Raw genomic sequence first — 25915 nt, 5'->3', positions numbered from 1 at the left:
TATTACTTAGAAATATATTGATAAGATAATTTCTTCTTACCATCACTAGTAATAAATCCGAATTTTTTCTGAGGATTTGTACGCCAAGGAAGTCTACCTAATACTTCTTTTGGTACATTATCAAAATCATATAAAGTCCATGACATAAAAGGAATCGTATCCTTAGTCATGGATTTTTGTATTTCTTTATAATAGTTGGCTTGTTTTTCTTCTGAACCAACAAAAGGTCTCCACATACCACCATAAGATGATAAACCAAATTCTTGTAAAATAATAGGTTTGTTATTTTTAATCTTGTCTTTTAATTTATGATATTCTGTTTCAAAATCTGCGAGTTTATCATAATAATGAAAAGAAACTACATCTACTTTATCTTGTAAAATAGTAGCGCTTTTTGTGTTAGACCAACCAATTGTTACAGGGTGTTTTTGATCAATAGACTTTATTAAAATAATCATAAAATCTAACCAAGCAGTTACATTTTCTTCACCTCTAGAATCAAAATCTAAGTTCGGTTCATTTTTAACATCCCAAGCTAAAATAGCTTCATGATCTTTAAACATTTCTACAACTTTTTCCGCATGTCTTTGGTTTAAAGTCCAATCTAAAACATCATAATTTCCATAAAAATCAAACAAAGTAATTACTACTTTTAAATCTAATTTTAAGGCTGTGTCTAATACCTTTTTTAATTTTTCTAGTTTTTCGTATTTTACTTCTGCTTTTCCAAAATCTTCATAAGGCACAAAGATTCTAATAGAATTTAAACCCGCTTTTTTTATAATTCTAAAATCGTTTTTTATAATATTGATGTCAAATTCATCTCCATACATATTCCAAGGAGTTGCTTGAGGATAATAATTAATACCTTTTATGTTTGTAAAAGCTATTGCTGTTTTTACAGGTGTGTTTTTATATTTTTTTGATGCTTCTTTCACCATATGTCTAATGCGCCAAAAACCATCTTCTAATAACAAAACATATTTATAAGTTGAAACTTCAGTAGATTCTAAAATCAATTTATTGTCTTTAAAAACCTTCTTATATTCTAAAGCATCAGTATCTGTTAAAACAATTAATTGTCCATCTTCGCTAAAAAACTCAATATCTAGGTTATGTTCTAAAGTGGTAGATTCTACAGATATTTTATTAAGTTTATTATAATCTAAAATATTGTAAATGTTTTCCCTAGCACTTTCTGTAAAGTAATCTTCTATACCGACTCTTGTATTGGTTTTGTAAGCAATATGTTTTACGTACCATGCATCTAAATAATCATTTCTGATAGCATTTACTTTTTGTTGACTAATTGTTCTACCTTCATTACCATCATTTTTCCAAGTTACTTTTGGCGAATATTGTTCAACCTTTTTAACTTCTGTATGTAACATCTTACTTCTATCTGCACCCGTATTTAAAAAACTATATAAAGAGCTAATTAAGAATAAAAGAATACCAATTATAATAAGGTAGGTGAGCATTAAAACACCTCTAAGAATTCGTTTATTAGTTTTTACCATAATTTAAAACTTTTAAATTCTTTTTTAATTCCTGCAGATTCAATATCAATTTTATACAAACCGTTTTCATAAATATTTGCATCTAAATAAAAGCTAGCAAATCCATTATTCGATTCTTTAAAGAGTTCATTAACGGGTACATTATTTTTGTAAATAGTTAGTTTTACAGATAATCCATCAGGAATAATTTGTCCCATAAAACTTTTTAAAGGTCCAACTTTTATGCTGCGATTATGCTCATTAAAGGAAACATTATAATCTTCTATTACTTTTTTGTATTTAATTGTTATGGTATTGCTTTCTGAAATACCAATAAAGTAAGCCTTTACTTTCCATGTTTCTTCAAAATCTGGATGCACAATTTTTGAATGTGCAACACCATTTAAAGTCGTTCCAGAAGTTTTTAAAATTCCTCCTTCTTTATTTGTAATGTAAAATTCAATGTAACTACCATCACTAATAATATTATTATTTCTGTCTTTTATGGTTGATGTAAAAAATGTTGTAATTTGATTTCCATCTGCATATTCATGATTTCTATGCATAAAAACTTTAAAACCTATAGCAATTGCAGGCATAATATTCACATCAAATTCTTTAGAACTTAAACCAAATGATTCTGATGAAATAATCATTCTTCCGCTTTTTTTAGGAGAATAAATATTTTTATATCCAATTAACTTATCAGTTAAAATATCTTCTGATTTTTCTAGTTTTAAAAATTGATGTTTAACTGCAACTTTACTATCATCTCTAATAGGATTGTCTAAGCTATCTGTTGGTATTACAACTAACATTGTGTAATCTAAACCACCAGCATCTATACTTGGTGGACCTAAATAAGTTTCTATACTTGTTGGTTGTTGTTGAGAAAGAATAGAAATATTACCAGAAACAGATTCATCTATATAGATGAAATTCCAAGATAATATGCCTCTTTTTTTTGATAAAAAATCAGGAATTTTAAAAGCTATTTTCTTATTTGAAGCTTTAGATTCTACCAATGAAGATCCATAACTATTAGAACAGTATAACTGATAAACAGTATCTTTTTTTACTTCAAATTCTAGTATGATTTCATCTCCAACAATAAATGCTGTTTTTGTTGATAATAAAGAAATATAAGATTGCTTTATAGTTGTTTCTTGAGCGAGAAAAGAAACAATTATCAATTGAAAAAATAGTAGAAAAAAACATTGTTTTAACTTCATTATTTGGGGTTACCTATATAAAAATTTAACTCTATTCTAACATAACTAAAAAGTGGATGATCTACTTTTTGTAATTTGGCATTCGTGTGATTTTTAATCCTATTTGGTACTATTTTAAATGCAATATCTTCATTTGGTAAACCATTCACAAAACAGTAACTCATATCATCACTAACAGTTCTTATCGCTGGATTTAAAGGAATTGGATACTTAAAACGTAACTTTCTTTCTTGTCGTATTCCTTCTTTTAAAAACAAGTTATCTACCCAAATCATTTCTTTGTCATCATTGTAAAAAGTAATAATCATTTGTGGTACCGTAATTTCTTGAATTCCACTATTAAATAAGGTTCCACTAATAGTATTAGGAGTTATATTAATTTCACTTAAAACAATGTCTTTATATAAATCTGAATTAGAAGTGTTTCCTGCAGCTTGTAAATTAAACTTTGTAGGTTGTTCACTTAATTCTATGGGTGTAAATTCATCTGGGTTGAAGGTTTTAGGAATAGAGTCTTTTGTTTTAGACCAGGCAATACCTTCAAAGTTAATTCTAAAAGCACTAATTTCTTTCGGCATTAATTTATGCTTTAAAATGTGCTTTGCATTATAAGTAGCTAACTCTTTATTATCATCATTGTAAAGAGTTCCTTTTAAAACAACATCAGAAGGAACATTATCTATATTTTGCACTTCACCAATAATAGAATATCTCTTATTAAATTTTATCAATTTTGCAGAAACAATTTCTAAAACAGGTTGTTTTAAAACATCTTCGTGATGAGTTTGTTCTGTTGTAATTCGTCTTCTTCCTTGATTAAAATAACCTGTAGTGTTTTTAGAATACAGTTGGTCTGGAGGTAAATCTATAGATTTTCTTGTTGGCTTTAAATACCATTTTCCATTTCTCTGAACAGTAGTTTTAAATTCTGTTTTCGATAATTTTTCAAGTGGAGTAATCCATTTAGTTTCTACTTTTAAAGTTGTTAAACTATCAGTTTCTTTTATAATTTCTGTAGTAATCGCATCTAACTTTGCATAAGAACTCAGTAAACCATCGGTAACGGATATTTCTAATAGATATTGAGCACGAGAAACATCACTTTTAGGATCTATATAACTGTAACTTTTATTTAATTCTTTAAAATCGACTGCATCATAATATGCTTTTACTACGTTTTCTGGTGATCTTTGAGTATCATTTTTTATATAAAACATATAGCAAGCATAGCCAATCACAATAATTAAAACTACTGCCCATATATGAAATGCCTTTAAAACAGTTCTAGAAAACTTACTGTAATCGTTTTGAAATTTAAAATATGCAGGTTTAGGTTTTATTCTTGTTTTTAAACCATTAACAAATAAGGATTGTATATTTAAAATAAATGCAATTAGTACCGTTAAAAACGGAATTGTTCCCCATATAATTTTTACCCAAGCAGGTACATCTTCTTTTGGTAAAATAGAGGAAACAGGAGGTACGTTTAATTTTTCCCAAACCATAATACCATTTTCTAATTGTGATAAACGCTGCCATCCGCAGAAAAATAAAACGGGATCATAAAATTTATCGTTAGAAAAAATATACTTTAAATTATACTTTTCGGGTGTTGTTAGAAATTGCTGTAAAGAACCGATACCTGCAACTCCTTTAAATTTAGAGTTCTCTAGGCGTTCTATTGGTCTTGTTGTTAACTCAGGTAAACGCCTTGCAGAATGGTAGTTTCCATCTACACTCATCGCGTTAGATTGTGCCGCTAACCATGCCATTTGATCACCAAAACCTAAGGTTAAATATCTCCAATGATCATGAGAATCTTGACTCAAGAAATTCACAATAGGAAGCATTTTTATTTTTTGAGGTTGAGAAGGTCTAAAATATCCTAAACTCATCGTAAATATTACCATAGCAACATAGAATGCTGCTAACATTCCGCCTAATAACCTGTGATAAACTGCGCCAAATCTTTCTTGTATTAAATCTTTTAAATCTCCTTCTACAAATCGGTAAATAAATTCACCAAATATGGGAATCGACATAATAGAACCCCAAAGTGTAAATCTATCTAATGTTAAAATATTAAAAGCATGTTCACCTAAAATTATTTTTGGTATTGGTGTTGTTCCACCAGTCCCTAAAATAACTAACATTGTAAAAGACAATCCAAAGAACAAATACCTTTTACTAAAATATCTGTAAAAAATATAGGGCATTATAAATAGTAAAATCCCCCAAGGAATTGTGAAAAAGACTAATCCGGAAGAAGTTACATCTATAAAGCTATCTCTAGATCCATGAGGAATTGGAACTTGAGTAATTGGGTTTAATTTAGAATTCATCCAATAAGGAAAAATGCAAAATATAATAAGAAACAATGAAGAAAACCCAAAAGCTAAGTTTCGTTTTAATTGTTTCATAAATGTTCTTAGAAATAGAGGAAATGTGACTTCTTTGTAAGAGTCTACTTCTTCTCTAGCAACATCCATAATTACAGTACCAATTAGTGGGAAAATAAAAAATAACATTCCAAAAATAGGAGTTACATGATGAGAAGTAACCGTAACAGCAATTAAAGAAAGAGATGTAAAAAAGAATTTGAACTTACCTGTTTTAAGCCATAAATAAATTTCGGGGAGTGAATGCATTAGAATGGAGACGCCAATAATACTGGGCAACTGACCAAAAATATGCAAGGTTTCTACAAAAGACGAAGAAAAAACAGCTAAAATAGCAGCATAACCAGCAACAGTTCTATTAGATGTTATTAATAAAGAATACCTATAAGCCCCTGTAACAAAAAGTATAATTGCGATTAAGGCAACTGTAAACATCCCAAATTTTAAACCACCTATTAAAGATAAAGCTCCAATTGTTTGATGCACTAAAGGAGGATAACTCTGTACAGTAAAACCTGTATACCATTTATAATTCCAAGGTTCAAACCAGCTATTCGCATAATGATCTGCAAAAAATAAATGAATTAATGCATCATAAGTTGATTCTAATGTAAAGAAAATAGTAGAGCCATGAAATGTTATAGCTAGTAATATTGCAGTAATTAAGTATTTATTCGATTTTTCTTTCATTAACAGATTGCTCGCTTATATTAATGTAAATATAAAATATTTTTAAGGATAGTTTTTTTTTATTTATCTAAAGCAAACTACCTTTCATCTAAGGTTAACTACCTTTAGAGCTATAATCATTTTATTAAAGATAAAACAGAAGTATTTTTACATCACAGAGTAACCAAAAAAAACTTATTATGAAAATATTAGCCATTGACGATCAAAAATTAGTATTAATTCCATTAGAGGTTCGTTTAAAAGAAATGGGATATGAAGTTATTACGGAAACGGATGGTTTAAAAGGAATTGAATTATACGATTCTTTTGAGCCAGATTTAGTAATTGTTGATATTAATATGCCAACTATTTCGGGGTTAGAAATTGTAAAACATATTAGAGATGTAAAAAAATCTGATACACCAATTATGATTTTATCTGGTAATACAGATGATGAAATGATTACAGAAGGTTTTGAGTTAGGAGTTAATGATTACATGAAAAAGCCATTAAGTTTAACCGAAGTTGGTTTAAGAACAAAAAAATTAATTGGAGTTCCTGCTAATGTTTCTTCTGATAAGAAATACACAAATACTATTATTCAACAAAGGTGTGTAGGGGTTGTAATACCTTGTTATAATGAAGAAGAAAGATTAATGAGTAAAGAATTTACAGATTATATTGATAAACATACTGGATATCATTTATGTTTTGTAAATGATGGAAGTAAGGATAAAACATTAGAAGTTTTAAACAACTTAAGAAAAGGTAGAGAAGATTTTATCACTGTTTACGATTGTGAGAAAAACGGGGGTAAAGCAGAAGCTGTAAGACAAGGAATGTTATATATGGCTAAACAAGAAGATTTAGATTATATAGGATTTTTAGATGCAGATTTATCTACAGATTTAGCAGATTTTGATGATTTAGTGATAACTATTGAAAACAATGCTAAATATAAAATAGTAAGTGGTTCTAGAATTAGTAGAATGGGCGCTAACATTACTAAAGAATCTGCAAGAAAAATTATTAGTATGACTATTAATTTTATCATTAGAAAGATTCTTTCTATGGACTTTAAAGACACACAATGTGGCGCTAAAATTTTCCATAAAGATGTTATTGATATTTCTTTTGGTGAAAAATTTGTAACACAATGGATTTTTGATGTTGAAATTTTTAGAAGAATAGCACTTCATTTTGGTTTAGAAAAAGCAAAAGAAATGTTATGCGAACAACCATTAAAAAGATGGATTCATGCAGATGGTTCTAAATTATCAATGAAAGATTCAGTGAAAATTGTTGGTCAATTAGGTCAGATTGCATGGCATTATAGAAAAAGTAAAAAGAAATAATTAATTAAATTTGTTAGCAAGTATTGTGGAATGCTGTGTTAGTTTACTATTTAAAATTTTTAAAACACAACATTATGAAAAAAGGTGTAATTATAATTTTTGGGAAGAATGATCTTACTATTTCAAAAAATCTGTCTTTTAAATCTTCTTTTAGTAAAAAAGTTAAAATATGCCTTGTTAATAATGGTAATGATACTAAAGGACTAAACTTTTTATATAAGTTAAAAGAGTCGTCAAAGTGTGATGTTTCTATCTTAAACTTAAGAAAAGAGAAAGAATCAATGTTAGCAGTAAAAGCTGGTGTACGATTTTTAACAAATACAGAAGATATTAATATATTTGTATACGCAAATCCAAAAAACATTCTTGATAAGAATCTAATAAAGAAAATTTTAAAGATATCTGATGAAGATTTGGAAAATAAAGATGATGAAAGAGTGTTGTTAAGAAGAGTATATTCTTTTGATGAATTGATTAATTGCTAAGATAAGTATAATGGAAGATTTAGGTAAAAAATTTTATAGAATAGAAGGTCAAGTTCAGAATTACGATTGGGGAGGAAATAGCTTTATTCCTAATTTAATTTCTGAAAAGGCTGAAGAAAATACTGCGTATGCAGAATATTGGTTAGGAGCTCATTTAAAAGCACCATCAAAAGTAATTACAGAAAATGGAAGTATATCTTTAGAACTATTTTTAAATCAAAATCCAGTAGAGAAATTAGGAGAAGACGTTGCTAGTACTTTTGGTAAATTACCTTATCTTTTTAAAGTTTTAGATGTTAAAGAAATGCTTTCTATACAAGTACATCCAAGTATAGAAGCTGCTAAAATAGGCTACAAAAAAGAAAACGAAAAAGGAATTCCATTAACTGCAAGTAACAGAAATTTTAAAGACGAAAATCACAAACCAGAAATAATGGTTGCCTTAACTGATTTTTGGTTGTTACATGGTTTTTTAGAACGAGAAAAATTAATAAAAAATATAAAAGAAACACCTGAGTTAAGTTTCTTATTAAATATTTTTTTAGAAGATGGTTATTTAGGTCTTTATAAAAAAGTGATGGAATATAGTCAAGAGGAAGTAAATGAAGTTTTACAACCTTTGGTTGATAGAATTCTTCCTAAATTTTTATCGAATGAATTAGAAAAATCTTCACCAGCATTTTGGGCCGCTAAATCATTAGCAAATAGTGATTCTAAAAATATTGATAAAGGGATATTTTCTATTTACTTTTTTAACATATTAAACTTATCTAGGGGAGAAGCCATTTTTCAGGATGCAGGAGTTCCACATGCTTATTTAGAAGGAGTAAATATGGAGTTAATGGCAAATTCTGATAATGTTTTAAGAGCAGGTTTAACAAGTAAACATATTGATGTTGTAGAACTGATTAAAAGCACAAAGTTTGAAGAAACCATTCCTGATATTTTACATGGAGTTGAAAACAAAGCAAATGGAGAAGTTGTTTTTAAAACCATAGCTAAAGATTTTGAACTAAGTAAAATAGAACTAACAAAGTCTATAACACATAGTTCTATTTCAAATTCTGTAGAAATATTGATGCTTTTAAAAGGAAGTGCAAATTTTACACAAAACAACGAATCGATGTCTTTAGAAAAAGGACAATCAATTCTAATTAAAGCTGATACAGCTTATAAAGTTCAAACGAATTCTGAAGCTGAAATTTATAAAGCAAGTGTACCAAAATAAATTAATTTAAAACTGTTTTAGAGTTCAAAACTCTAAAACAGTTTTCTGTTCCTAGAAACTTAGGGTCTGCAAGTTCTTCAGACCAAAAACCTTCTAAAATATCTTTGTTTAAGCATTTGTAAACTACAATTCCTTTGTAGATTTTATCTTCAAAACCTTTGTAATTAAAATTGATAACGAGAATGTTATTTTTAAAGAAACCTGTACCTAATTGTTCTTGATTATTGTTGATCTTCCATTTGGCAATAATTCGTTCATTACTATCTAAAGATAAACTGAGTTCTCCTTTATAAGAATCTTCATCAGCATCTTGATTGCTACCAATAATAGAAAATGTACCAACTAAATCTTTAACTGTCATTTATTTACTTATAAAATAGTATGAATTTATAATGTAAGATAAGTTTATTACAGAATTATCATATTATAATTTGTTACAAACATAAGTAAAAGAAATATATTAAATTTTAGAAAGAGTATATTCTTATAAATAGAATATACTCTTCTTAAAATAGATGATTTTTATTTTTTTATAAACCTTAAAATCTTTTTCCAATTCCAATTCCAATACCCCAAGTACTAGAACTGTTAGAACGATGATCGTAAATAACTGTAGGAGAGACATCCCAATGATTACCAAATTCTACTTCATATTCTAAACCAGCTCTTATGATAAAAAGGTCTTCGTTTTTTTCAAATTCAACTCCAGTACCAACAACTAAAACCCAATGTTCTTTATACTTATAAAGAGCATCAAAAGTTATAACTAAAGGAAACTCTTTTTCAACAAAAATTTCATGTCCCCTTTCTATTTCAAAAGTTTCAAGTTCTAAATCGTTATGGAAACCAAATCCCCATTTTTCATTAACCCAATATTCTATATCCAAACCAAAAGTAGGTACAATAACTGTTTGTTCTCCTTCACTCGTAGTTGTAGGAATAAACGTGTGACTTATAACTGGACTGATTCTAAAATGTTTAAAATTTTCATGTTCTTGAGAAATAGCGATAAAACTAGTTAAAATAAACACAATTATTAAGATACTTTTTTTCAAAATTATTTTTATTAAAGATTATTTATCAAGCAAAAGTATCTAATTGCTTTTTTTCAAAACAAGATAAATGTCAATTAATATCAAAAAAAAATGATTTAATAAACATTAAAAATGAATACATTTTTTTTAAATTAGAAATTAAAATAGGTTGTCTATAATAAGTGTATAATCAGTAAAAAAAGATAATTACAATCAAATGAAATAATAATATTTTTAAAAATTAGCTTTATAGGAATAAATAAGATTTAATCTTTACTAACTTTATTAAATTCGTTTATCATAACGTAAGCCCAAATAAAGACGCATATACCAACAAAAATAGAAAGATAGAGAACTATATTATCTGCGCTCATGATTTATTAATTTTAAGTAAATCATTACTCCTAATAATGTAGGAGCCCAAAGGCCAAGAAAAATTCCATGCAATTTATCACCAGTTAGAAAAAGATATTCTGCTACAAGAATAATAAGAATGCATAATACTAACATTAAGGAGTTAGCTATACCCAGTTTTTTAATAAAATTCATTTGGTACATATAAGTTTTTATAAAGTTACTGATTTTCTTAATATTAAATTTTATTTTATTAGAAAAATGAATAAAATATTTAAAACAGTAATGTAGACTTTATAAACTATTAGAAGTTAAGATTAATTTTATTCTCCTTTTAAATAAACCCAATAATTATTCTCTTTGCAAAAATTAGAGTTTTCTTGTATATTTTCTAAATTTCCATTTTCTATAAAAAAAGCATTAAAATGGACAGTGTCTTTTGTCGTATTTATTATTTCTAATTTAACCCATTTTACAGATTTTGTCCACTTTTCTAATTCTTTGTATTCTTTTTTAGAAAGTCTTGTAGAACTATGATGACTTTTGTGCAAGTATTTAATATCAGCAAAAACAAAAGCGCTATATCTAGAACGCATTAATTGTTCTGCAGTGGTAACACTTTCTATGTTATTGTGTGCTTTTTGACAACACTCTTTGTATAGTTTTGAAGGATTACAAGGACAATTCATAGTGGATTATAAGTTTATTATTTGTGTTTACTTCCAGATACAAAAAACAACAAATATTGATAATCAACTATTTGTGTTTTTTAGATGCAAATCAGGGTACAGGTATATTCTGAATACTACAAATCAAACATATAATATTATAGGTATAAATGTTTGATCATATACCTAATCTACACTACCATTTTCCTGTGCGAATCTAATGAAAGAAATCTAAAAAAACACTACGCTCTCTGCCCCCAAAAGTAAAAATTATGTAATTAACCTAACTTAAATCTTCTATATAGTTTTACTTCCCCATAATTTGGGGGTGGGTGTATCAGCAGATTTACGTTTTTCATGCTCTTAATAAAACAATATCCTGTTAAAATATCATTATCTGCATATAAAAAGGCATCAACAACTGATAAAAATGATGGTATTATATAATATTGTTGAAATAAGTACCATAAGTAGTTCTAATTAGAGTCCTTTAAAGATAACCAAGAGTAAAACTATTATATCATTATTCGCTAAAAGTTGCGTTTATATGTTCAATTCAATATTAAAAAATTATTGAAGATGTATTTTTTTTGTTAAAACAGAAATTGAATTGATATACATATATGTATATCAATTCAATTTGAACATAAATTAAAAAGAATAAGTAGCGAATTAAACATCTAAATTTGTACTTAAAAATTTATTTAGGGGATATAATCAATCATAATTGATTAAATAAAAAAATCTATTTATGCTTTTCTGTGATAAAAATTCTCTATTTAAGTATAAATTATTCTGATTAGGTAGGGTTTTTTATTTTTTTTGTGCTTAATAAATGATGATTAATACAACGATTTCGCTGGCTTAAGTATTTGTATATTAGTTTTTTACGGTGTTTTTTAGCATGTGTTTTAAATAATTGCTAAATTGATTTTTTTTCTAAAAAAAATGTATTAATCGTTTATTATTTGAGGTATTATTAACAATATATAGCAAATTTGTCAACGATTTTGTCAACTTATTAAAAATTAAATAAAAATGAAACTTTAGAAAGGAATAATTGTGCTAGATAAATGAGTAATAATTATCTTTATCTGGTAGAAAATGATATAATTTTATAAATAAATATGACAGTAGCTGAGAAAATTGCTCTTTTAAAACAAAAAAGAGAAGAAGCCAAAAAAATGGGTGGAGTAGAGCGACTTGCGAAACAAAAAGCAAAAGGGAAGTTAAATGCTAGAGAACGTTTAGACTTACTTTTTGATGAAGGAACTTTTAAAGAAGTTGATACTTTCGTAAAGCATCGTTCGGTTAATTTTGGAATGGAAAAAGTAGATATAATCTCTGATGGTGTTATTGTAGGACATGGATTAGTAAATGGTCGTCCTGTATTTGCATTTTCACAAGATTTTACTTCTCGTGGAGGTTCTCTAGGTGAAATGCATGCTGCTAAAATCTGTAAAATAATGGATTTAGCATTAAAGGCAGGTGCGCCTGTAGTAGGACTAAATGATTCTGGAGGAGCTAGAGTAGAAGAAGGTGTAGACGCTCTTAGAGGATATGGAGATATTTTCTTTAGAAACTCTCGTGCATCAGGTGTTATACCTCAAATATCTGCTATTATGGGCCCTTGTGCTGGTGGAGCAGTATATTCTCCTGCAATGACAGATTATATATTTATGGTAAAGAAGACTAGTCATATGTTTATTACTAGTCCATATGTAATTAAAACTGTTACTGGAGAAGAAACAACTTTTGAGGACTTAGGTGGAGCAATGGTTCACAATTCAAAGAGTGGTAATTCTCATTTTGCATGTGAAAATGATGAAGACACTATTGAACAAATTCGTGAATTGTTAGAGTTTATGCCTTCTAATAATATGGAGCGTGCTCCAATGATCCCTATGGGGGATGATCCTGAAAGATTATGTGATTCTTTAGATACAATCATTCCTGATGATGCTAGAACTCCTTATAATATGAAAGATATTATAACTGAGGTTTTAGATGATGAATACTTTATGGAAGTTCATGAACACTTTGCAGAAAACTGTATTGTTGGTTATGGTAGATTAAACAACCATAGTGTTGGTATTATTGCTAATCAGCCTATGATTTCTGCAGGTTGTCTTGATATTGATGCTTCAGATAAAATTTCACGTTTCATTCGTACTTGTGATGCTTTTAATATTCCTATTGTAACTTTTGTTGATGTTCCAGGATTCTTACCAGGAGTTAACCAAGAATGGGGTGGTATTATTCGTCATGGTGCAAAATTATTATGGAGTTACTCAGAAGCTACTGTTCCAAAAATGACAGTTGTTTGCCGTAAAGATTATGGCGGAGCTTATTTAGCAATGAGTTCTAAATCTTTAGGTGCAGATATGGTGTTTGCATGGCCAACAGCAGAAATTGCTGTAATGGGAGCTAAAGGTGCTGTAGAAGTAATTTCTAGTTACCGTAAAGATATTGCAAATGCAGAAGATAAGGTTGCTAAAACACAAGAGAAAATAGATGAGTACGAAAAGGCATTTAGTGTACCATACCTTGCTGCTGAAAGAGGTTATATAGATGATGTTATTCTTCCTTCTGAAACTAGAAGAAGATTAATAGCTAGTTTAGATATTCTTTGCAATAAAACAGAGTTACTTCCTGCTAAGAAACATGGAAATATTTCATTGTAAAAGATATATCTTATGACAAGAGAAGATAAAAAACGTAAAGCTGCTGCTATCGGTGCTGCAATAATGATTAGCCGAATGCAGAATATGACTCATGACGAGTATCACGAGAACCGTTGGATGTTAATGGGACTTAATAGAGCAATGAGTGCAAGAAATGTTGCTCATTTGCATGGTAGAGCCTTTGGTGGCCATAAGTGGTAATACAAGTTTATTTATAAAAACGAAAAAAATATAATATAGTGAAATACGATAAGCACGGTGTCTTAGAAATGACACAACTAAAATTCGAAGCAGATAGACCAAAAGCTGCTAATCCAATTAAAATTAATGACGTTAGTTTACGTGATGGTCATCAGTCTTTATTTGCGACTAGAGGTCGTACTGAAGATATGTTACACGTAGCTGAAATGATTGATGATGCAGGTTATAACGCTGTGGAAACATGGGGTGGAGCTACATTTGATACAATGCACCGTTTTTTAGGAGAAGATCCTTGGGAGCGTTTACGTACCTTAAAAAAACATATGCCAAAAACACCATTTTCAATGTTGTTACGTGGGCAAAATGTAGTAGGTTACCGTAATTATGCTGATGATGTTGTTCAATCTTTTGTACAACGTTCTATTGATAATGGAATGGATATTTTCCGTTGTTTTGATGCATTAAATGATTTCCGTAATTTTGAAACTGCTGCAAAAGTAATCAAAGATAATGGTAAGCATTTTCAAGGTGTAGTTTGTTATACATTAAACCAACCTCGTTTAGGTGGTGATGTTTATAACCAAGAATACTATATCAATAAAGTTAAAGATTTAATCGCGTTTGGTGTAGATTCTATTTGCCTTAAAGATATGGCAGGTTTAATTGCTCCTTATGATATTTACAATTTAGTACGTGAGATTAAATCAATAACTGATATTCCATTAAACCTACATACTCACTTTACTTCAGGTATGGCAGATTTATCTATATTAAAGGCTATTGAAGCAGGTGTTGATATTGTTGATACTTGTATCGGACCATACGCTTACCGTACTTCTCATCCAGCTGTTGAACCTCTTATTATGACTTTACTCGGTACTAACCGTGATACAGGAATGGATATTAAGAAGATTACAGCTATTGCAAGCGAAATGGAAAAAGACATTCCTAAGTATAAGCATTTAGATAATACTCCTAATTATGCTATTACTGATATTAATGTTTTATTACACCAAACTCCGGGTGGTATGCTTTCTAATCTAGTGAACCAGCTTAAAGCAATGGACAAGTTAGATAAATTAGATGAGGTATTCCGTTTATTACCAAAAGTTCGTAAAGACTTAGGAAATATTCCTTTAGTAACTCCAACTTCTCAGATTGTAGGTGTTCAAACTGTAAACAATGTATTATTTGATACTTACGAAGGTGAGTATTCTAATATTACTAAAGAGGTTAAGGATCTTTGCTATGGTTTATACGGAAAAACAACTCATCCAATAAATCCTGAAGTTCAGAAAAAAGCCTTAATCGGATACGAAAGAGGTGAAACTCCAATTACAGTTAGACCAGGGTCTATTTTAGAGCCTGAAATGGATGCTGTAAAAGAGAAATTTGGTACGCTTGCTAAAGACATAGATGATGAAGTACTTTGTGCATTATATCCAGTTACTGGAAAACGTTTCTTAAAATGGAAATATGACCTTGAGCCAATTCCTGCAGACGTTAAGCCTAAAACATTAGAACAAGTTAAAAAAGAAGATGAATTAGTTGCTAAAGCGCTTTCTGGTGAACTTACTGCTAAATCTGGTGATTCTAACTTACAAGATATCGAAGTATTAGTAGATGGTGAAAAATTCACTGTTTCTGTACCTATGATGGCTGGTGCTAGCTTAAATGCTGGTGGAGCATCTCCTAGACGTAAGAAGAAGAAGAAAGGTAAAAAAGCTGAAAGTAATGACAATGAAGGTACTGTAAGAGCTCCAATACCAGGAATGGTAGTTGAGTACAAAGTGAAAAAAGGTGACAAAGTGAAAGTTGGTGATGCACTTGTAGTTGTTGAAGCAATGAAAATGATGAATAGTTTAGAATCTAAAGTTAATGGTGTTGTTACTGAAATAACATTAGAATCTGGTGATTCTGTAGGTAAAGACGACGTTTTATTGGTAATTGAACCAAAGAAATAATACAAAACGTTCATATTATAAGAGGATGTCTATTTATTTAGACATCCTTTTTTTTTTGTGCTTTAGATTAATTTATTATGATAAGATTATATTCTTCTTAATAAGATTGTGTTTGGTGTATTTAAGCTGAAATTAATAATGAGTTATAAGAACTGTTTTTATCGATTTATAGACGCTTTTATGTAAGTATTAACCTATTTCCCGATACAAAAATTCCCAAAAATATGTCCAAGAATATCTTTATCAACATCATATTCACCAGTAATATTACCTAAATGACGTAAGCATTCACGTATATCAATAGAAAACAAATCAGTCCCAATTTCTAGGTCAATACCTTGCTGAACAGAAGTAATTGCTGTTAATGCATTGTTTAAAGCCTCAAAATGACGTGAATTGGTAACAATTGTTTCATTATTACTCAAAGCACCAATATTAACTAAAGAAGTTAATTCAGCTTTTAAAGCCTCAATTCCAGTTTTGTTTTTTGCAGAAAGTAAAATTAAATTATCAATTTCAGATTCTAAAATAGAAGTGTCGTGGCAAGATAAAGTATCAACTTTATTCGCAATAACTAACAAACGTTTATTAGGAAAACGAATTTTAATAGTTTCAATTTCTTCTAAAAATTCTTCACTAGAATAAATATATTTATTAGCATCAATTAAGAAAATAATTAACTGCGCATTATCCGCTTTTTCATAAGCTTTTCTAATTCCGATACTTTCAATAACATCTTCAGTTTCTCTAATTCCTGCAGTATCAATAAAACGAAATGCGACACCATCAATAATAATTTCATCTTCAATAGCATCTCTAGTTGTACCTGCAATATCAGATACAATTGCTTTTTCTTCGTTTAAAAGCGTATTTAACAAAGTTGATTTTCCAACATTTGGTTCTCCAATAATTGCAACCGGAATTCCATATTTCATAGCGTTTCCAAAAGAAAAAGAATCAATCAAACGTTTTAAAACAAAAGTGATTTTTGCCACTAATTCTTTAAATTTAGTTCTGTCTGCAAACTCAACATCTTCACCAGAAAAATCTAATTCAAGCTCTATTAAAGCAGCAAAATCTAATAACTGAACACGCAATTCTTTCAATTCATTGGTAATTCCACCACGCATTTGCTGAATTGCCATTTGATGACTCGCTGCAGAATTCGATGCAATAACATCAGCAACAGCTTCAGCTTGCGATAAATCCATTTTACCATTCAAAAAAGCACGCATTGTAAACTCACCATTATCAGCCATTCTACAGCCATTTTTTAAAAAAAGTTGAATAATTTCTTGCTGAATAAAGCTAGATCCATGACAAGAAATTTCAATGACATTTTCACCAGTATAAGAATTCGGATCTTTAAAAACGGACACTAAAACTTCATCTAAAAGAATATCATTCTGTACAATATGACCCAAATGAATCGTATGAGATTTCTGATTCTTCAGCGTTTTACCTTTTCTAACAGATTTAAAAAAAGCATCAACAATAGTAATCGCATTTTCACCAGAAAGTCTAATCACAGAAATAGCTCCAACACCAGCAGGAGTTGCCAAAGCAATAATAGTATCGTTTTTAATCATACTGCAAATATACACAGCTTAATTTATTCTAAATACCATTTTTATCTTAAAATTATTTGGTATTTTTATAGTGCAATTCCTTTAAATCATTAATTGTTGTAACAAAACAAGAATTTCAGCGTCAAATAAGTACACAATTAAAATTGAATAGATAATCATGAAAGAAGACAAACAATTATTAGTACTTACACATTTAAGTCAATTACTAGATTTTGTAACTGGTATTGGAGGTTTTATCGTTCCTTTGGTTTTGTGGCTTACTAAGAAAGATGAAGTCTTAGGTATGGATCAACACGGTAAAGCAATTCTAAACTTTAGAATATCGATGTTTATCTACATCTTAATCTGTATTCCTTTAATTTTATTGGTAGGATTAGGCATTTTAGGCTTAATCGCAATAGGTTTTTTCTATCTAATATTCCCAATCATAAATGCAATAAAAGCAAGTAATAATGAACCACCAAGTTACCCTTTCAGTATTACTTTTATAAAATAGTTGAAAAGAGAGAAGTAAGAATTTAAGAATCGCTCATTTGGGCGATTTTTTTTGTTTTCAGTATTTTATCAGAATAAATTGTAGTGATAATTTGGGCGTTACCTTTCAGGTCAGGCTTTCCACTATATCTTTTTAATTTTTTCATTGCTAAGTTTACTTTTTTGTAAACTGTGGCAATCTCTTTATTAATAAACAATAATAACTCTTATAAAGTAAAAATAAAAAAGGATGCCGTTTCAATCCTTAACGCGGGCTTTTTAGTAAACAATTAGCACGAGAAGTATTTAGATACTTTTTATAACATCTTCATATTCGTAGAAAAAATTTTCAAATTTTGGCATTGTTTCCATATAAAACTCAAAACAATCTCTCCACGTATTTTTATTATGGACACTAAATTTTCCTTCAAACGGGACATAAATTCTATGAATTTTTTTGCCACTTTCAAGCTCATAATCATCATTAAAAATAACTTCAGGAAGTTCATTTTCTAACAACGTTTTTAAAGAAATCATTTTATCAAAATAGAGTAGGTTTACCAATTCCTCAGGATTTTCAATATCCAAACAAACCATTGCTTTTTTTCTATCCGCCACAAATTTAAAAGAGAATCCTTTTATTTTTGTGTTGTACAACAACCATTTCTTTGGAAACGATTTTCCAAAACTTGTCCAAAATTCCTTACGTAATAATGCAGCTTCGTCTTTAGAGAACATATTTTTAAATTAGTTGCAAAGTTACAGAGTTGTAAAGTTGCAAAGTTTTAGGATAAGAGTTTCTTCCCTTTGGGAAGATTAAGTTGGGATTTCTAACCGTGAATTGTCGCTTTTTTTCCACGTTCTTTCATTAATTCAGCTTCAAAAGCTAATAAGTCATTCCATTTTTTATCAACAATCTCTCTATCTTGATATTCTCTGGCAAACTTTAAAAAAGTAGTATAATGTCCAGCTTCAGAAATCATTAAATTATTATAGAATTTAGACAATTCTTCATCTTCCATATTTTCAGAAAACACTTTAAAACGCTCACAACTTCTAGCTTCAATTAAAGCAGCAACTAATAAACGCTGAATTAAAGCATCTGTTCTATCGCCTGTTTTCTTAAAAAATTTTTGCAATCGAATAGCATAATCATTCTTTTGCTCACGACCTAAAACCATTCCACGTTTTACCATTAACAAATGCACCATTTTAAAGTGTTGCATTTCTTCAATAGCAATATTACTCATCTCTTTTACAAGCTCTGTTTCTTCAGAATAATTAATAATTATAGAAACAGCGTTAGAAGCTGCTTTTTGCTCTAAAAAAGCATGATCTGTAAGTATTTGTTGTAAATTATCTTTGGCAATTTCTGCCCAAGAAGTTTCGGTTTCAAATTGTAATCCTAACATACTAATTATATTGTTTTTTGTAATCCCATACCAAAATAAGCAAGTGCTTTAATTTCTTTAACACTCGATAAACGTTCGTTCCCAAATATTAAAATTCCGTTTTCGGTAGCAGAAATATGATATTGTTTATTGCTTTCAAAGAACAAAATTAGTTCATCTGTGAAAAATGCTCTAATTTTTTCTTCGTTTTTTCCAGCTAAATAAAAACGTTTGCTAAAATCTGGATGATTACTAATATCAATATCTTTATAACCAGCAAATTCTAAGAGATATTCAAAAATACCTTCTCTGTCTAATGTAAAATTAGGAACTGGTTTTAAAGTATGAATATGCAACATAGTTGTTTTAATCACTTGTTTCGCAATCATTTCACCTTCAGTAAAATGAACATCAAAAATGGTGCAATCTTCGTTAGAAAGTACGTTAGAAACTTTGTTTATTTTACGTGTTTTAAAATAACCAAAAGTCGGTAACTCTTGCATTTCTTGTGCAGAAAAGGCATAATATTTCCAATGCATTTTTTCACTAATATTTTGAATAGATTTTTGCCTTTTAGTTAAAACACCTTCTTTTGGAATAATTTGTTTTGGCAATATCTTACGTAGTGCAAAAGGATGTTCACTTCCAGATTTAGAATCATCTAAACCAATTACTTCAAAATGTCCGCCTTTTCTAGTAAAAGAAGCTGCGTAATTACTCATGTTTTCCATCACAGAATGATCTACAAAATCACACATCGAAAAATCGATAATTGCTTCTTCTGTTTCAGGAATTTGATCGAGTTTCGTTTTCAGTTTTGTATAGTTTAAAAAACTAGAAAAGTTCTTTACACTCACATAATAGGTACCTTCTTCTTTAAACATTAAAACATTTGGTTTTAAAATGTTTTTTATAAATAAAAGGATGTTTTTATTGATAATAACATGAATAATAAACGTGACTAAAATACCAACAATTATTCCTGTAATTAAGCTTGTTGCAATGGTTGTAAGTAGTGTAACTAAAAAGATAATTAATTGCTCAGAACCAATACTAAGTACTTTTTTTAGATTTTCTGGTGATGCTAATTTATACCCTGTAAATACTAAAATAGCAGCTAAAGCTGGCAATGGAATTTTACGTAATTCAGTTGCAAATAATAAAATAAAAGCAACTAAAAACGCTGCATGAAAAAAGTTTGCAGATCTATTTGTTCCTTTATTATTAACGTTTACAGAACTTCTTGCAATTACAGTAACAACATTTAATCCTCCTAAAAAACCACTAATAACTGTTGCTAAGCCTAAGGCACGAATATCCTTATTTACGTTAGACCTTCTTTTTAAAGGATCTAATTTATCAACAGCTTTAATACTTAATAAACTTTCTATACTTGCAATTAAAGTAATGGCAATTACTGCATTTATAAAATCTCCATGATATACTTTACCAAAATCAGGAAAAGCAAAATTCGATAATATATCATCAGGCAATGCAATCAATAAACTTTTATCAATAGGATATGGAGTTGCAGAAACCAATTCAAAATAATAATACATACCAACACTTAAAACCACAATCCACATAGGAGCAGGAATTAATTGAAAATATCGATTTCTTATTTTACTGTAAAAAATCATAATTAATAAACTTACAATTCCGACTAAACCTGCATAAAACATGCTTGAATTATCCGTTTTTATCAAGTTTATAATTCCTTCAGGAATCTGTATTAGAAGTTCAATAATGCTTCCTTTGGCTTCTAAATTACCAAACATAACATGAATCTGTTTTGCGAAAATTCCAATTCCAATGGCAGCTAACATTCCTTGTATAGCAGAACCAGGAAAGAAATCACCTAAAGAGCCCATTCTTAGAAAACCAAGAATAATCATGATAATTCCGGAGATTACAATAGCAGCCAAAGTATATAAAAATCCTTGTTGCATATCGCCTTCACCCAAAGTTGTAATTGCTGCTAAAATAACAACTACCAAACCATTTCCAGGACCTGTAATAGTAACGTTAGAGCCACCAATTATAGAAACAACAATACCACCAATAATGGCTGCAATAACTCCAGAAATAGGAGGTGCGCCAGATGCTAATGCAAGTCCTAAACCTAAAGGAAGTGCAATTAATGAAACGACAAAACCAGAAAATAAATTTTTTGGAATGTCACTTACAAACGTTTTAAATGTATTTTTTTTCGGCATCTATTTTACAATTAAAACATCAGTTGGTAATTCAGATAAAATATATTCAATATCATGAGGGAAAATCCGATCGAAGAAACCTAATTTGTTAGGAGCATTCATTATTAATAAATCGGCTCTTTTTACTTTTGCATAATGTCCAATAGAGTATCCTCTTTTTCCAAAAATACTTTGCGTTTTTACAGTAATATCTTTATTATTAATCGTTTCTAAAATATGTTTTACACGTTGATCTTCTCTAGTACTTAATCTTTCTCTTGCAATATTTGCTTTACGTAAAGTCTTGTCATCACTTACTTTAACATGCAATTCATCTTGACTAACTTCTTCTACAATTGTAATTTTACTACATTTTAAATGTTCAGAGAAAAGAAAAGCTGTTTTTATAGTTTCTTCTGTTCTTTCGTCTTTTAAACCATTTACAACAATGTGTTTACAAGGAACTCTTTTTATAGATGGTTTTATGAGCAATAAGACAGAACAAGGTGATTTTCTAGTAATTTTTCTAGCAATTGAACCTACATAGTATTTTAGTAAATTTTCTTTTTGAATTGCACCTAAAATAAGTAAATCTATATTTTCTTGCGTACAAGTTTCTAGAATTACATCTACTGGATTACCTTCTTTCCAGATAGTTGTACCTGGTTTTTTTAGAGCATCTCCTTCCGTTAAAATAGCCTTTAAATCCGATTTTTTTTTATCTGATTTTGTTCCAACATGAACGCCAACCAATTCAGCATCAAATATATTAGCCAATCTAATAGCTTCAAATATGTTTGCTTTTAAGTTTGGTGAAAATGCAACACCGATTAATATTTTATCAATTTTCTGCAAAAAAAGTCTTTTAAAGTTAAGTTATTGCGACAATATAGGGAACTTTACAAGAAATAAAAAAACTATAAATTAATTTTTATGATGGTAAAACATTCTTAAATTTACTTTCTTAATAATAAAAAAATATGTTAGAGCTCGCAGGAATTATCATTTTAGGAATATTAGCACAATGGTTTGCATGGAAATTTAAAATCCCTGCAATTCTACCTTTAATTTTAATTGGATTACTTGTTGGTCCAATTGCTGCTGAGTTTTTAAGTGAAGATGGCACAAAATGGATAGAACCAATTTGGAATGGTAAAAAAGGACTTTTTCCTGGAGATGGATTGTATTACTTTGTTTCTTTAGCCATAAGTATTGTACTTTTTGAAGGTGGATTAACGCTAAAAAGAAGTGAAATTAAAAATGTAGGTCCTGTTATTACAAAATTAATAACCTTGGGTTCTGCAATTACTTTCTTTGGAGCAGGAATTGTTGCCCATTATATTTTTAACTTAAATTGGGATCTTTCTTTTCTGTTTTCAGGATTAATCATTGTTACAGGACCGACTGTAATTACACCAATTTTAAGAAATATTCCATTAAAAAAAGATGTCTCAACCGTTTTAAAATGGGAAGGAATTTTAATAGACCCAATAGGAGCATTGGTTGCAGTATTGGTTTTCGAATTTATAAGCGTTGGTGGTGGAAGTGGTTTTACAAAAGTGGCTTTAATGGAGTTTGGTAAAATTTTACTTTTTGGTACAACCTTTGGTTTTACTTTTGCACACGCTTTAGCGTATGCAATTAATAAAAAACTGATTCCTCATTATTTGCTAAATGTAGTATCTCTTTCAACAGTTTTATTAGTGTTTGTAGAATCTGAAGTTTTTGCACATGAATCTGGTTTATTGGCAGTTGTAGTTATGGGAATGGTTTTAGGAAACGGAAAACTAGCAAACTTAAAAGAGTTGCTCTATTTTAAAGAATCTTTAAGTGTTTTATTAATTTCTATTCTTTTTATTTTATTATCAGCAAACATAAATATCGAAGATTTAATGTTGTTGTATACTTGGAAAACGGCAGCACTTTTTGCAATCGTTGTGTTTGTAATTAGACCTTTAGCAGTTTTTGCAAGTACAAGAAATTCTAAATTAAAACTAAATGAAAAACTATTTATAAGTTGGGTTGGACCTCGTGGAATTGTAGCTGCGGGTATTGCTTCTTTATTTGGAAGTAAGTTAATGAAACAAGGAGTAGAAGGAGCAGAGTACATTACACCTTTGGTTTTTATGATTGTTTTAGGAACCGTTTTATTCAATGCAACAACAGCGAGATTGTTTGCGAAAATGGTGGGTGTTTTTCTAAAAAGTTCGAATGCAATTTTAATTATTGGAGCTTCTAGTCCTGCTAGATTAATAGCTAAATATTTAAAAGATAATGGCAAAAGAGTTATTTTGATTGATGCAAATAATGATTATGTTGATCAAGCTGTGAAATCTGATTTAGAGGCTTTTAGAATTGATATTTATAATGAAGATTTAACTGATAATATAGAATTAAACGATGTTGGTTATTTATTAGCAATGACCAGTAGTGAAACAGTAAACCAATATGCACTCGATAATTTTTCAAAATCTTTCGGAGAACATGGGGCTTACAGATTGGCAACTTCTGATGAAATTACTTTAGGTGATGCCTCTTTAAATAATAACTTCTTAACACCTAAAGACGATTATATAAATTTAAGTGAAGCGTTTAGAGACAATCCTAAAATTTATGAAGTAGCTATTACTTCTGAAGAAGAGTACAAGGAAATGGTTTCTAAATTGTTTAACGAACTAAAATCGGTGCCTTTATTTGTTAAGAAAGATGATAAATTATTCTTACTGCCAGAATTTGAAAAATTAGAAGGAAACAAAGAGAACTGTACCTTAATTTACTTAGGGAAAAGCGTATAAAATTATTTTTAAGCAAAATAAGTAGCCTCTATTTCTTTTGCTTCTTTAATTATTTCTGAAGGATATTTATATAAGTCTAGAATTTTAATCGCATTTCTAGTCTTTAGTTTTCCTGGTTTTATTTTGTGATCGAAAAAGAGATTATTGTCTTCAATTTTTTCACTAAAGTGATATAAATCGTAGTTGTCTTTTACTAATAACTCTGTCAATTCTATATCGTGTGTAGAAACTAAAACAGTATGATTTTCCTTATTTAAATAGGATAAAATAGCTTTTCCACCAGAAATTCTTTCTATTGTATTGGTGCCTTTAAAAATCTCATCCAATACAAATAAACAAGGATTGGTGTCTTTAGAAGCTTCTATTAACTCCTTTATGGTAAGTACTTCTTGTAAATAATAACTTGTATTATCTAACAAATCATCTGTAATTCTAATAGAAGAATGTATTTTGTAAAAAGGAGCAGCATATGCATCAGCAAAACAAAGATGAAGTGTTTGAGCCAAAATACTATTAATAGCAACCGTTCTTATAAAAGTAGTTTTCCCAGACATATTAGAACCAGTTAAAAGCATACTTTTATGTAATAAGTGTGTGTCGTTAGTAATACAATTTTCAATTAAAGGATGATAAATTCCGTTTACTTTTAACTCATTATTATCATTAAAAGTAGGTGTACAAATTTTTAAGTTTCCAGATTTTAAAGAAGCTGTAGAAATAGCAGCATCAATTTCTCCTATAAAAAGGAACATATCTTCGATACTTTTTCGTTTTTTAGTAATAGCATCTAAAAAGCTATAAAAAACTAAATACTCGACATTAAATAGTATTTTAATACTTTCTGCCAAAAACCATAGAAAGAATAAAACCTCATCAGTTATGTTTTTTTCAAAAGCTATAAACTCTGTTTTAAATTTAATAGACCTCATGTCCTTTATAAAAGAAAGATCTTTAAAATGAGCTGCTATTTCTCGGTTTTTAGCTAATTTTTGACTCACTTTTAATGTTCTAGATAATTGAGTTACTCCATTTAAATAATAGGCAACACTATGTTTGTTTTTATAGTGAAAAAAAAGATTCGCAGAAAAAACAGGAACCAATAAAAGACTAAATATTGGATAGAAAAATAAGAGTATAATCGAAGAAATTGCAGTAATTGTTAAGCCCCTAACAATCCATAAATGTTTTGGTTTTTCTAATTGTTTGTCGTTGATTAATTCTTCTAAATAATAAGAGTTATTGTTATTTAATTTAGAAAGTTCTATTTGGCAAGAAATACTTAAGTCTTTATTTTTTTGAAATAAAGTCGTTAAATCATCAAATTTTTTTAACTCTTTAAGAGTACCAATTGTTCTTAATTTAAAGTATAAATATTGTTGTCCTATTTTAGAAGAAGTTCTATCTACAAATTTAAAAATATCATCAATATCAAAATCGACTTTACTTTTTTCTGATAAAATATGATGTGCTTTCTCTTTGTGTCTGTTGTTATTAAAATACTTAGAAATTACAAAGAAATTATAAATTTCTTTCTTTTTTGGAGTTCCCCAGTTTTTATAAAGTGAAGTTTTAAATTTCTTTAGACGTTTCTTTTTACGGAAGTTGTGAATCAAAAACCAGACAATACATATAAAAGCAAAAAATATAAAGTAATCCATAATTAAATAATAATTAATGTACTTATAAGTAGTATTCGTAA

The 25915-nt window shown here is 28.8% G+C and carries 20 protein-coding genes; 8 read left to right on the top strand and 12 right to left on the bottom strand.

The features are described from left to right. Positions 1–2: 2 nt before the first annotated feature. Genes BTO07_RS04225 through BTO07_RS04215 form a run of 3 tightly spaced genes read right to left on the bottom strand, consistent with a single transcriptional unit; the run spans position 3 to position 5820 of the window. The gene (locus BTO07_RS04225; protein WP_087520040.1) at positions 3–1520 is read right to left on the bottom strand and encodes a glycoside hydrolase family 2 TIM barrel-domain containing protein; all 1518 of its coding nucleotides are present in this window, start codon (positions 1518–1520) and stop codon (positions 3–5) included. Beyond that, on the bottom strand, positions 1514–2731 hold the full coding sequence (locus BTO07_RS04220) for a hypothetical protein (protein WP_087520039.1): 1218 nt from the start codon (positions 2729–2731) through the stop codon (positions 1514–1516). The genes BTO07_RS04225 and BTO07_RS04220 overlap by 7 nt, the downstream gene beginning before the upstream one ends. Beyond that, the gene (locus BTO07_RS04215; protein ID WP_087520038.1) at positions 2731–5820 is read right to left on the bottom strand and encodes a hypothetical protein; all 3090 of its coding nucleotides are present in this window, start codon (positions 5818–5820) and stop codon (positions 2731–2733) included. The genes BTO07_RS04220 and BTO07_RS04215 overlap by 1 nt, the downstream gene beginning before the upstream one ends. A 179-nt stretch (positions 5821–5999) precedes the next feature. Between BTO07_RS04215 and BTO07_RS04210 the strand changes: the two genes are divergently transcribed. The 3 genes from BTO07_RS04210 to manA all read left to right on the top strand — a co-directional run bounded on the left by BTO07_RS04210 (position 6000) and on the right by manA (position 8867). After that, complete coding sequence (locus tag BTO07_RS04210) at positions 6000–7154, top strand: response regulator (protein WP_087520037.1); 1155 nt, start codon at positions 6000–6002, stop codon at positions 7152–7154. 74 nt (positions 7155–7228) lie between these two features. Beyond that, complete coding sequence (locus BTO07_RS04205; protein WP_157663280.1) at positions 7229–7639, top strand: hypothetical protein; 411 nt, start codon at positions 7229–7231, stop codon at positions 7637–7639. A gap of 10 nt (positions 7640–7649) precedes the next feature. Continuing rightward, a complete protein-coding gene (gene manA / locus BTO07_RS04200; protein WP_087520035.1) occupies positions 7650–8867 on the top strand; it encodes a mannose-6-phosphate isomerase, class I in 1218 nt (405 codons plus the stop codon). 1 nt (position 8868) lies between these two features. Here manA and BTO07_RS04195 read toward each other — a convergent pair whose 3' ends face one another. From BTO07_RS04195 to BTO07_RS04180, 3 genes are all read right to left on the bottom strand, one after another. Next, positions 8869–9228 carry a hypothetical protein gene (locus BTO07_RS04195; protein WP_087520034.1) on the bottom strand — a complete coding sequence of 120 codons (360 nt, stop codon included), beginning with the start codon at positions 9226–9228 and terminating at the stop codon, positions 8869–8871. Between the two features lie 178 nt (positions 9229–9406). Next, complete coding sequence (locus tag BTO07_RS04190) at positions 9407–9922, bottom strand: hypothetical protein (RefSeq protein WP_087520033.1); 516 nt, start codon at positions 9920–9922, stop codon at positions 9407–9409. Between the two features lie 656 nt (positions 9923–10578). Next, a complete protein-coding gene (locus tag BTO07_RS04180) occupies positions 10579–10944 on the bottom strand; it encodes a YchJ family protein (RefSeq protein WP_087520032.1) in 366 nt (121 codons plus the stop codon). 1106 nt (positions 10945–12050) lie between these two features. Between BTO07_RS04180 and BTO07_RS04175 the strand changes: the two genes are divergently transcribed. Genes BTO07_RS04175 through BTO07_RS04165 form a run of 3 tightly spaced genes read left to right on the top strand, consistent with a single transcriptional unit; the run spans position 12051 to position 15772 of the window. Continuing rightward, positions 12051–13607 (top strand): acyl-CoA carboxylase subunit beta, encoded by a 1557-nt coding sequence (locus BTO07_RS04175; protein WP_087520031.1) that lies wholly within the window; start codon positions 12051–12053, stop codon positions 13605–13607. A 12-nt stretch (positions 13608–13619) separates the two neighbouring features. Further along, entirely contained in the window at positions 13620–13808 is a 189-nt protein-coding gene (locus tag BTO07_RS04170) for a hypothetical protein (protein WP_087520030.1), read from the top strand. 38 nt (positions 13809–13846) lie between these two features. After that, entirely contained in the window at positions 13847–15772 is a 1926-nt protein-coding gene (locus BTO07_RS04165; protein ID WP_198342510.1) for a pyruvate carboxylase subunit B, read from the top strand. Between the two features lie 194 nt (positions 15773–15966). On the opposite strand, the gene mnmE is transcribed toward BTO07_RS04165, so the two are convergent. Next, the gene (mnmE, locus tag BTO07_RS04160) at positions 15967–17361 is read right to left on the bottom strand and encodes a tRNA uridine-5-carboxymethylaminomethyl(34) synthesis GTPase MnmE (protein WP_087520029.1); all 1395 of its coding nucleotides are present in this window, start codon (positions 17359–17361) and stop codon (positions 15967–15969) included. 157 nt (positions 17362–17518) lie between these two features. Between mnmE and BTO07_RS04155 the strand changes: the two genes are divergently transcribed. Next, the gene (locus BTO07_RS04155) at positions 17519–17857 is read left to right on the top strand and encodes a DUF4870 domain-containing protein (protein WP_087520028.1); all 339 of its coding nucleotides are present in this window, start codon (positions 17519–17521) and stop codon (positions 17855–17857) included. Between the two features lie 284 nt (positions 17858–18141). On the opposite strand, the gene BTO07_RS04150 is transcribed toward BTO07_RS04155, so the two are convergent. The 4 genes from BTO07_RS04150 to BTO07_RS04135 form a co-directional block, all read right to left on the bottom strand. After that, entirely contained in the window at positions 18142–18573 is a 432-nt protein-coding gene (locus BTO07_RS04150; RefSeq protein WP_087520027.1) for a DUF4268 domain-containing protein, read from the bottom strand. A 92-nt stretch (positions 18574–18665) separates the two neighbouring features. Next, positions 18666–19247 (bottom strand): tRNA-(ms[2]io[6]A)-hydroxylase, encoded by a 582-nt coding sequence (locus BTO07_RS04145; protein ID WP_087520026.1) that lies wholly within the window; start codon positions 19245–19247, stop codon positions 18666–18668. A 5-nt stretch (positions 19248–19252) separates the two neighbouring features. After that, positions 19253–21442, bottom strand: coding sequence for a SulP family inorganic anion transporter (locus BTO07_RS04140; protein WP_087520025.1), 2190 nt, complete (start codon positions 21440–21442; stop codon positions 19253–19255). Continuing rightward, complete coding sequence (locus BTO07_RS04135) at positions 21443–22276, bottom strand: universal stress protein (protein ID WP_087520024.1); 834 nt, start codon at positions 22274–22276, stop codon at positions 21443–21445. Between the two features lie 125 nt (positions 22277–22401). Between BTO07_RS04135 and BTO07_RS04130 the strand changes: the two genes are divergently transcribed. Next, positions 22402–24216: a cation:proton antiporter gene (locus tag BTO07_RS04130; RefSeq protein WP_087520023.1), complete on the top strand. Its 1815-nt coding sequence runs from the start codon at positions 22402–22404 to the stop codon at positions 24214–24216. An 8-nt stretch (positions 24217–24224) separates the two neighbouring features. Here BTO07_RS04130 and BTO07_RS04125 read toward each other — a convergent pair whose 3' ends face one another. After that, entirely contained in the window at positions 24225–25874 is a 1650-nt protein-coding gene (locus BTO07_RS04125; protein WP_087520022.1) for a MutS-related protein, read from the bottom strand. Positions 25875–25915: the final 41 nt, after the last annotated feature.

It is taken from the genome of Polaribacter sp. SA4-12 (genome assembly GCF_002163675.1).
GTDB lineage: Bacteria > Bacteroidota > Bacteroidia > Flavobacteriales > Flavobacteriaceae > Polaribacter.
Note: the sequence above shows the minus strand (reverse complement) of the source record. Positions and strands in the feature narration are given on the sequence as shown.

Excerpts from the sequence above, each read along its gene's own strand:
- BTO07_RS04145 (WP_087520026.1), bottom strand. The coding sequence starts at position 19,247 with ATGTTAGGATTACAATTTGAAACCGAAACTTCTTGGGCAGAAATTGCC.
- BTO07_RS04140 (WP_087520025.1), bottom strand. The coding sequence starts at position 21,442 with ATGCCGAAAAAAAATACATTTAAAACGTTTGTAAGTGACATTCCAAAA.
- BTO07_RS04195 (WP_087520034.1), bottom strand. The coding sequence starts at position 9,228 with ATGACAGTTAAAGATTTAGTTGGTACATTTTCTATTATTGGTAGCAAT.
- BTO07_RS04175 (WP_087520031.1), top strand. The coding sequence starts at position 12,051 with ATGACAGTAGCTGAGAAAATTGCTCTTTTAAAACAAAAAAGAGAAGAA.
- mnmE (WP_087520029.1), bottom strand. The coding sequence starts at position 17,361 with ATGATTAAAAACGATACTATTATTGCTTTGGCAACTCCTGCTGGTGTT.
- BTO07_RS04125 (WP_087520022.1), bottom strand. The coding sequence starts at position 25,874 with ATGGATTACTTTATATTTTTTGCTTTTATATGTATTGTCTGGTTTTTG.
- BTO07_RS04155 (WP_087520028.1), top strand. The coding sequence starts at position 17,519 with ATGAAAGAAGACAAACAATTATTAGTACTTACACATTTAAGTCAATTA.
- BTO07_RS04220 (WP_087520039.1), bottom strand. The coding sequence starts at position 2,731 with ATGAAGTTAAAACAATGTTTTTTTCTACTATTTTTTCAATTGATAATT.
- BTO07_RS04210 (WP_087520037.1), top strand. The coding sequence starts at position 6,000 with ATGAAAATATTAGCCATTGACGATCAAAAATTAGTATTAATTCCATTA.
- BTO07_RS04180 (WP_087520032.1), bottom strand. The coding sequence starts at position 10,944 with ATGAATTGTCCTTGTAATCCTTCAAAACTATACAAAGAGTGTTGTCAA.
- BTO07_RS04205 (WP_157663280.1), top strand. The coding sequence starts at position 7,229 with ATGAAAAAAGGTGTAATTATAATTTTTGGGAAGAATGATCTTACTATT.
- manA (WP_087520035.1), top strand. The coding sequence starts at position 7,650 with ATGGAAGATTTAGGTAAAAAATTTTATAGAATAGAAGGTCAAGTTCAG.
- BTO07_RS04215 (WP_087520038.1), bottom strand. The coding sequence starts at position 5,820 with ATGAAAGAAAAATCGAATAAATACTTAATTACTGCAATATTACTAGCT.
- BTO07_RS04225 (WP_087520040.1), bottom strand. The coding sequence starts at position 1,520 with ATGGTAAAAACTAATAAACGAATTCTTAGAGGTGTTTTAATGCTCACC.
- BTO07_RS04130 (WP_087520023.1), top strand. The coding sequence starts at position 22,402 with ATGTTAGAGCTCGCAGGAATTATCATTTTAGGAATATTAGCACAATGG.
- BTO07_RS04150 (WP_087520027.1), bottom strand. The coding sequence starts at position 18,573 with ATGTTCTCTAAAGACGAAGCTGCATTATTACGTAAGGAATTTTGGACA.
- BTO07_RS04170 (WP_087520030.1), top strand. The coding sequence starts at position 13,620 with ATGACAAGAGAAGATAAAAAACGTAAAGCTGCTGCTATCGGTGCTGCA.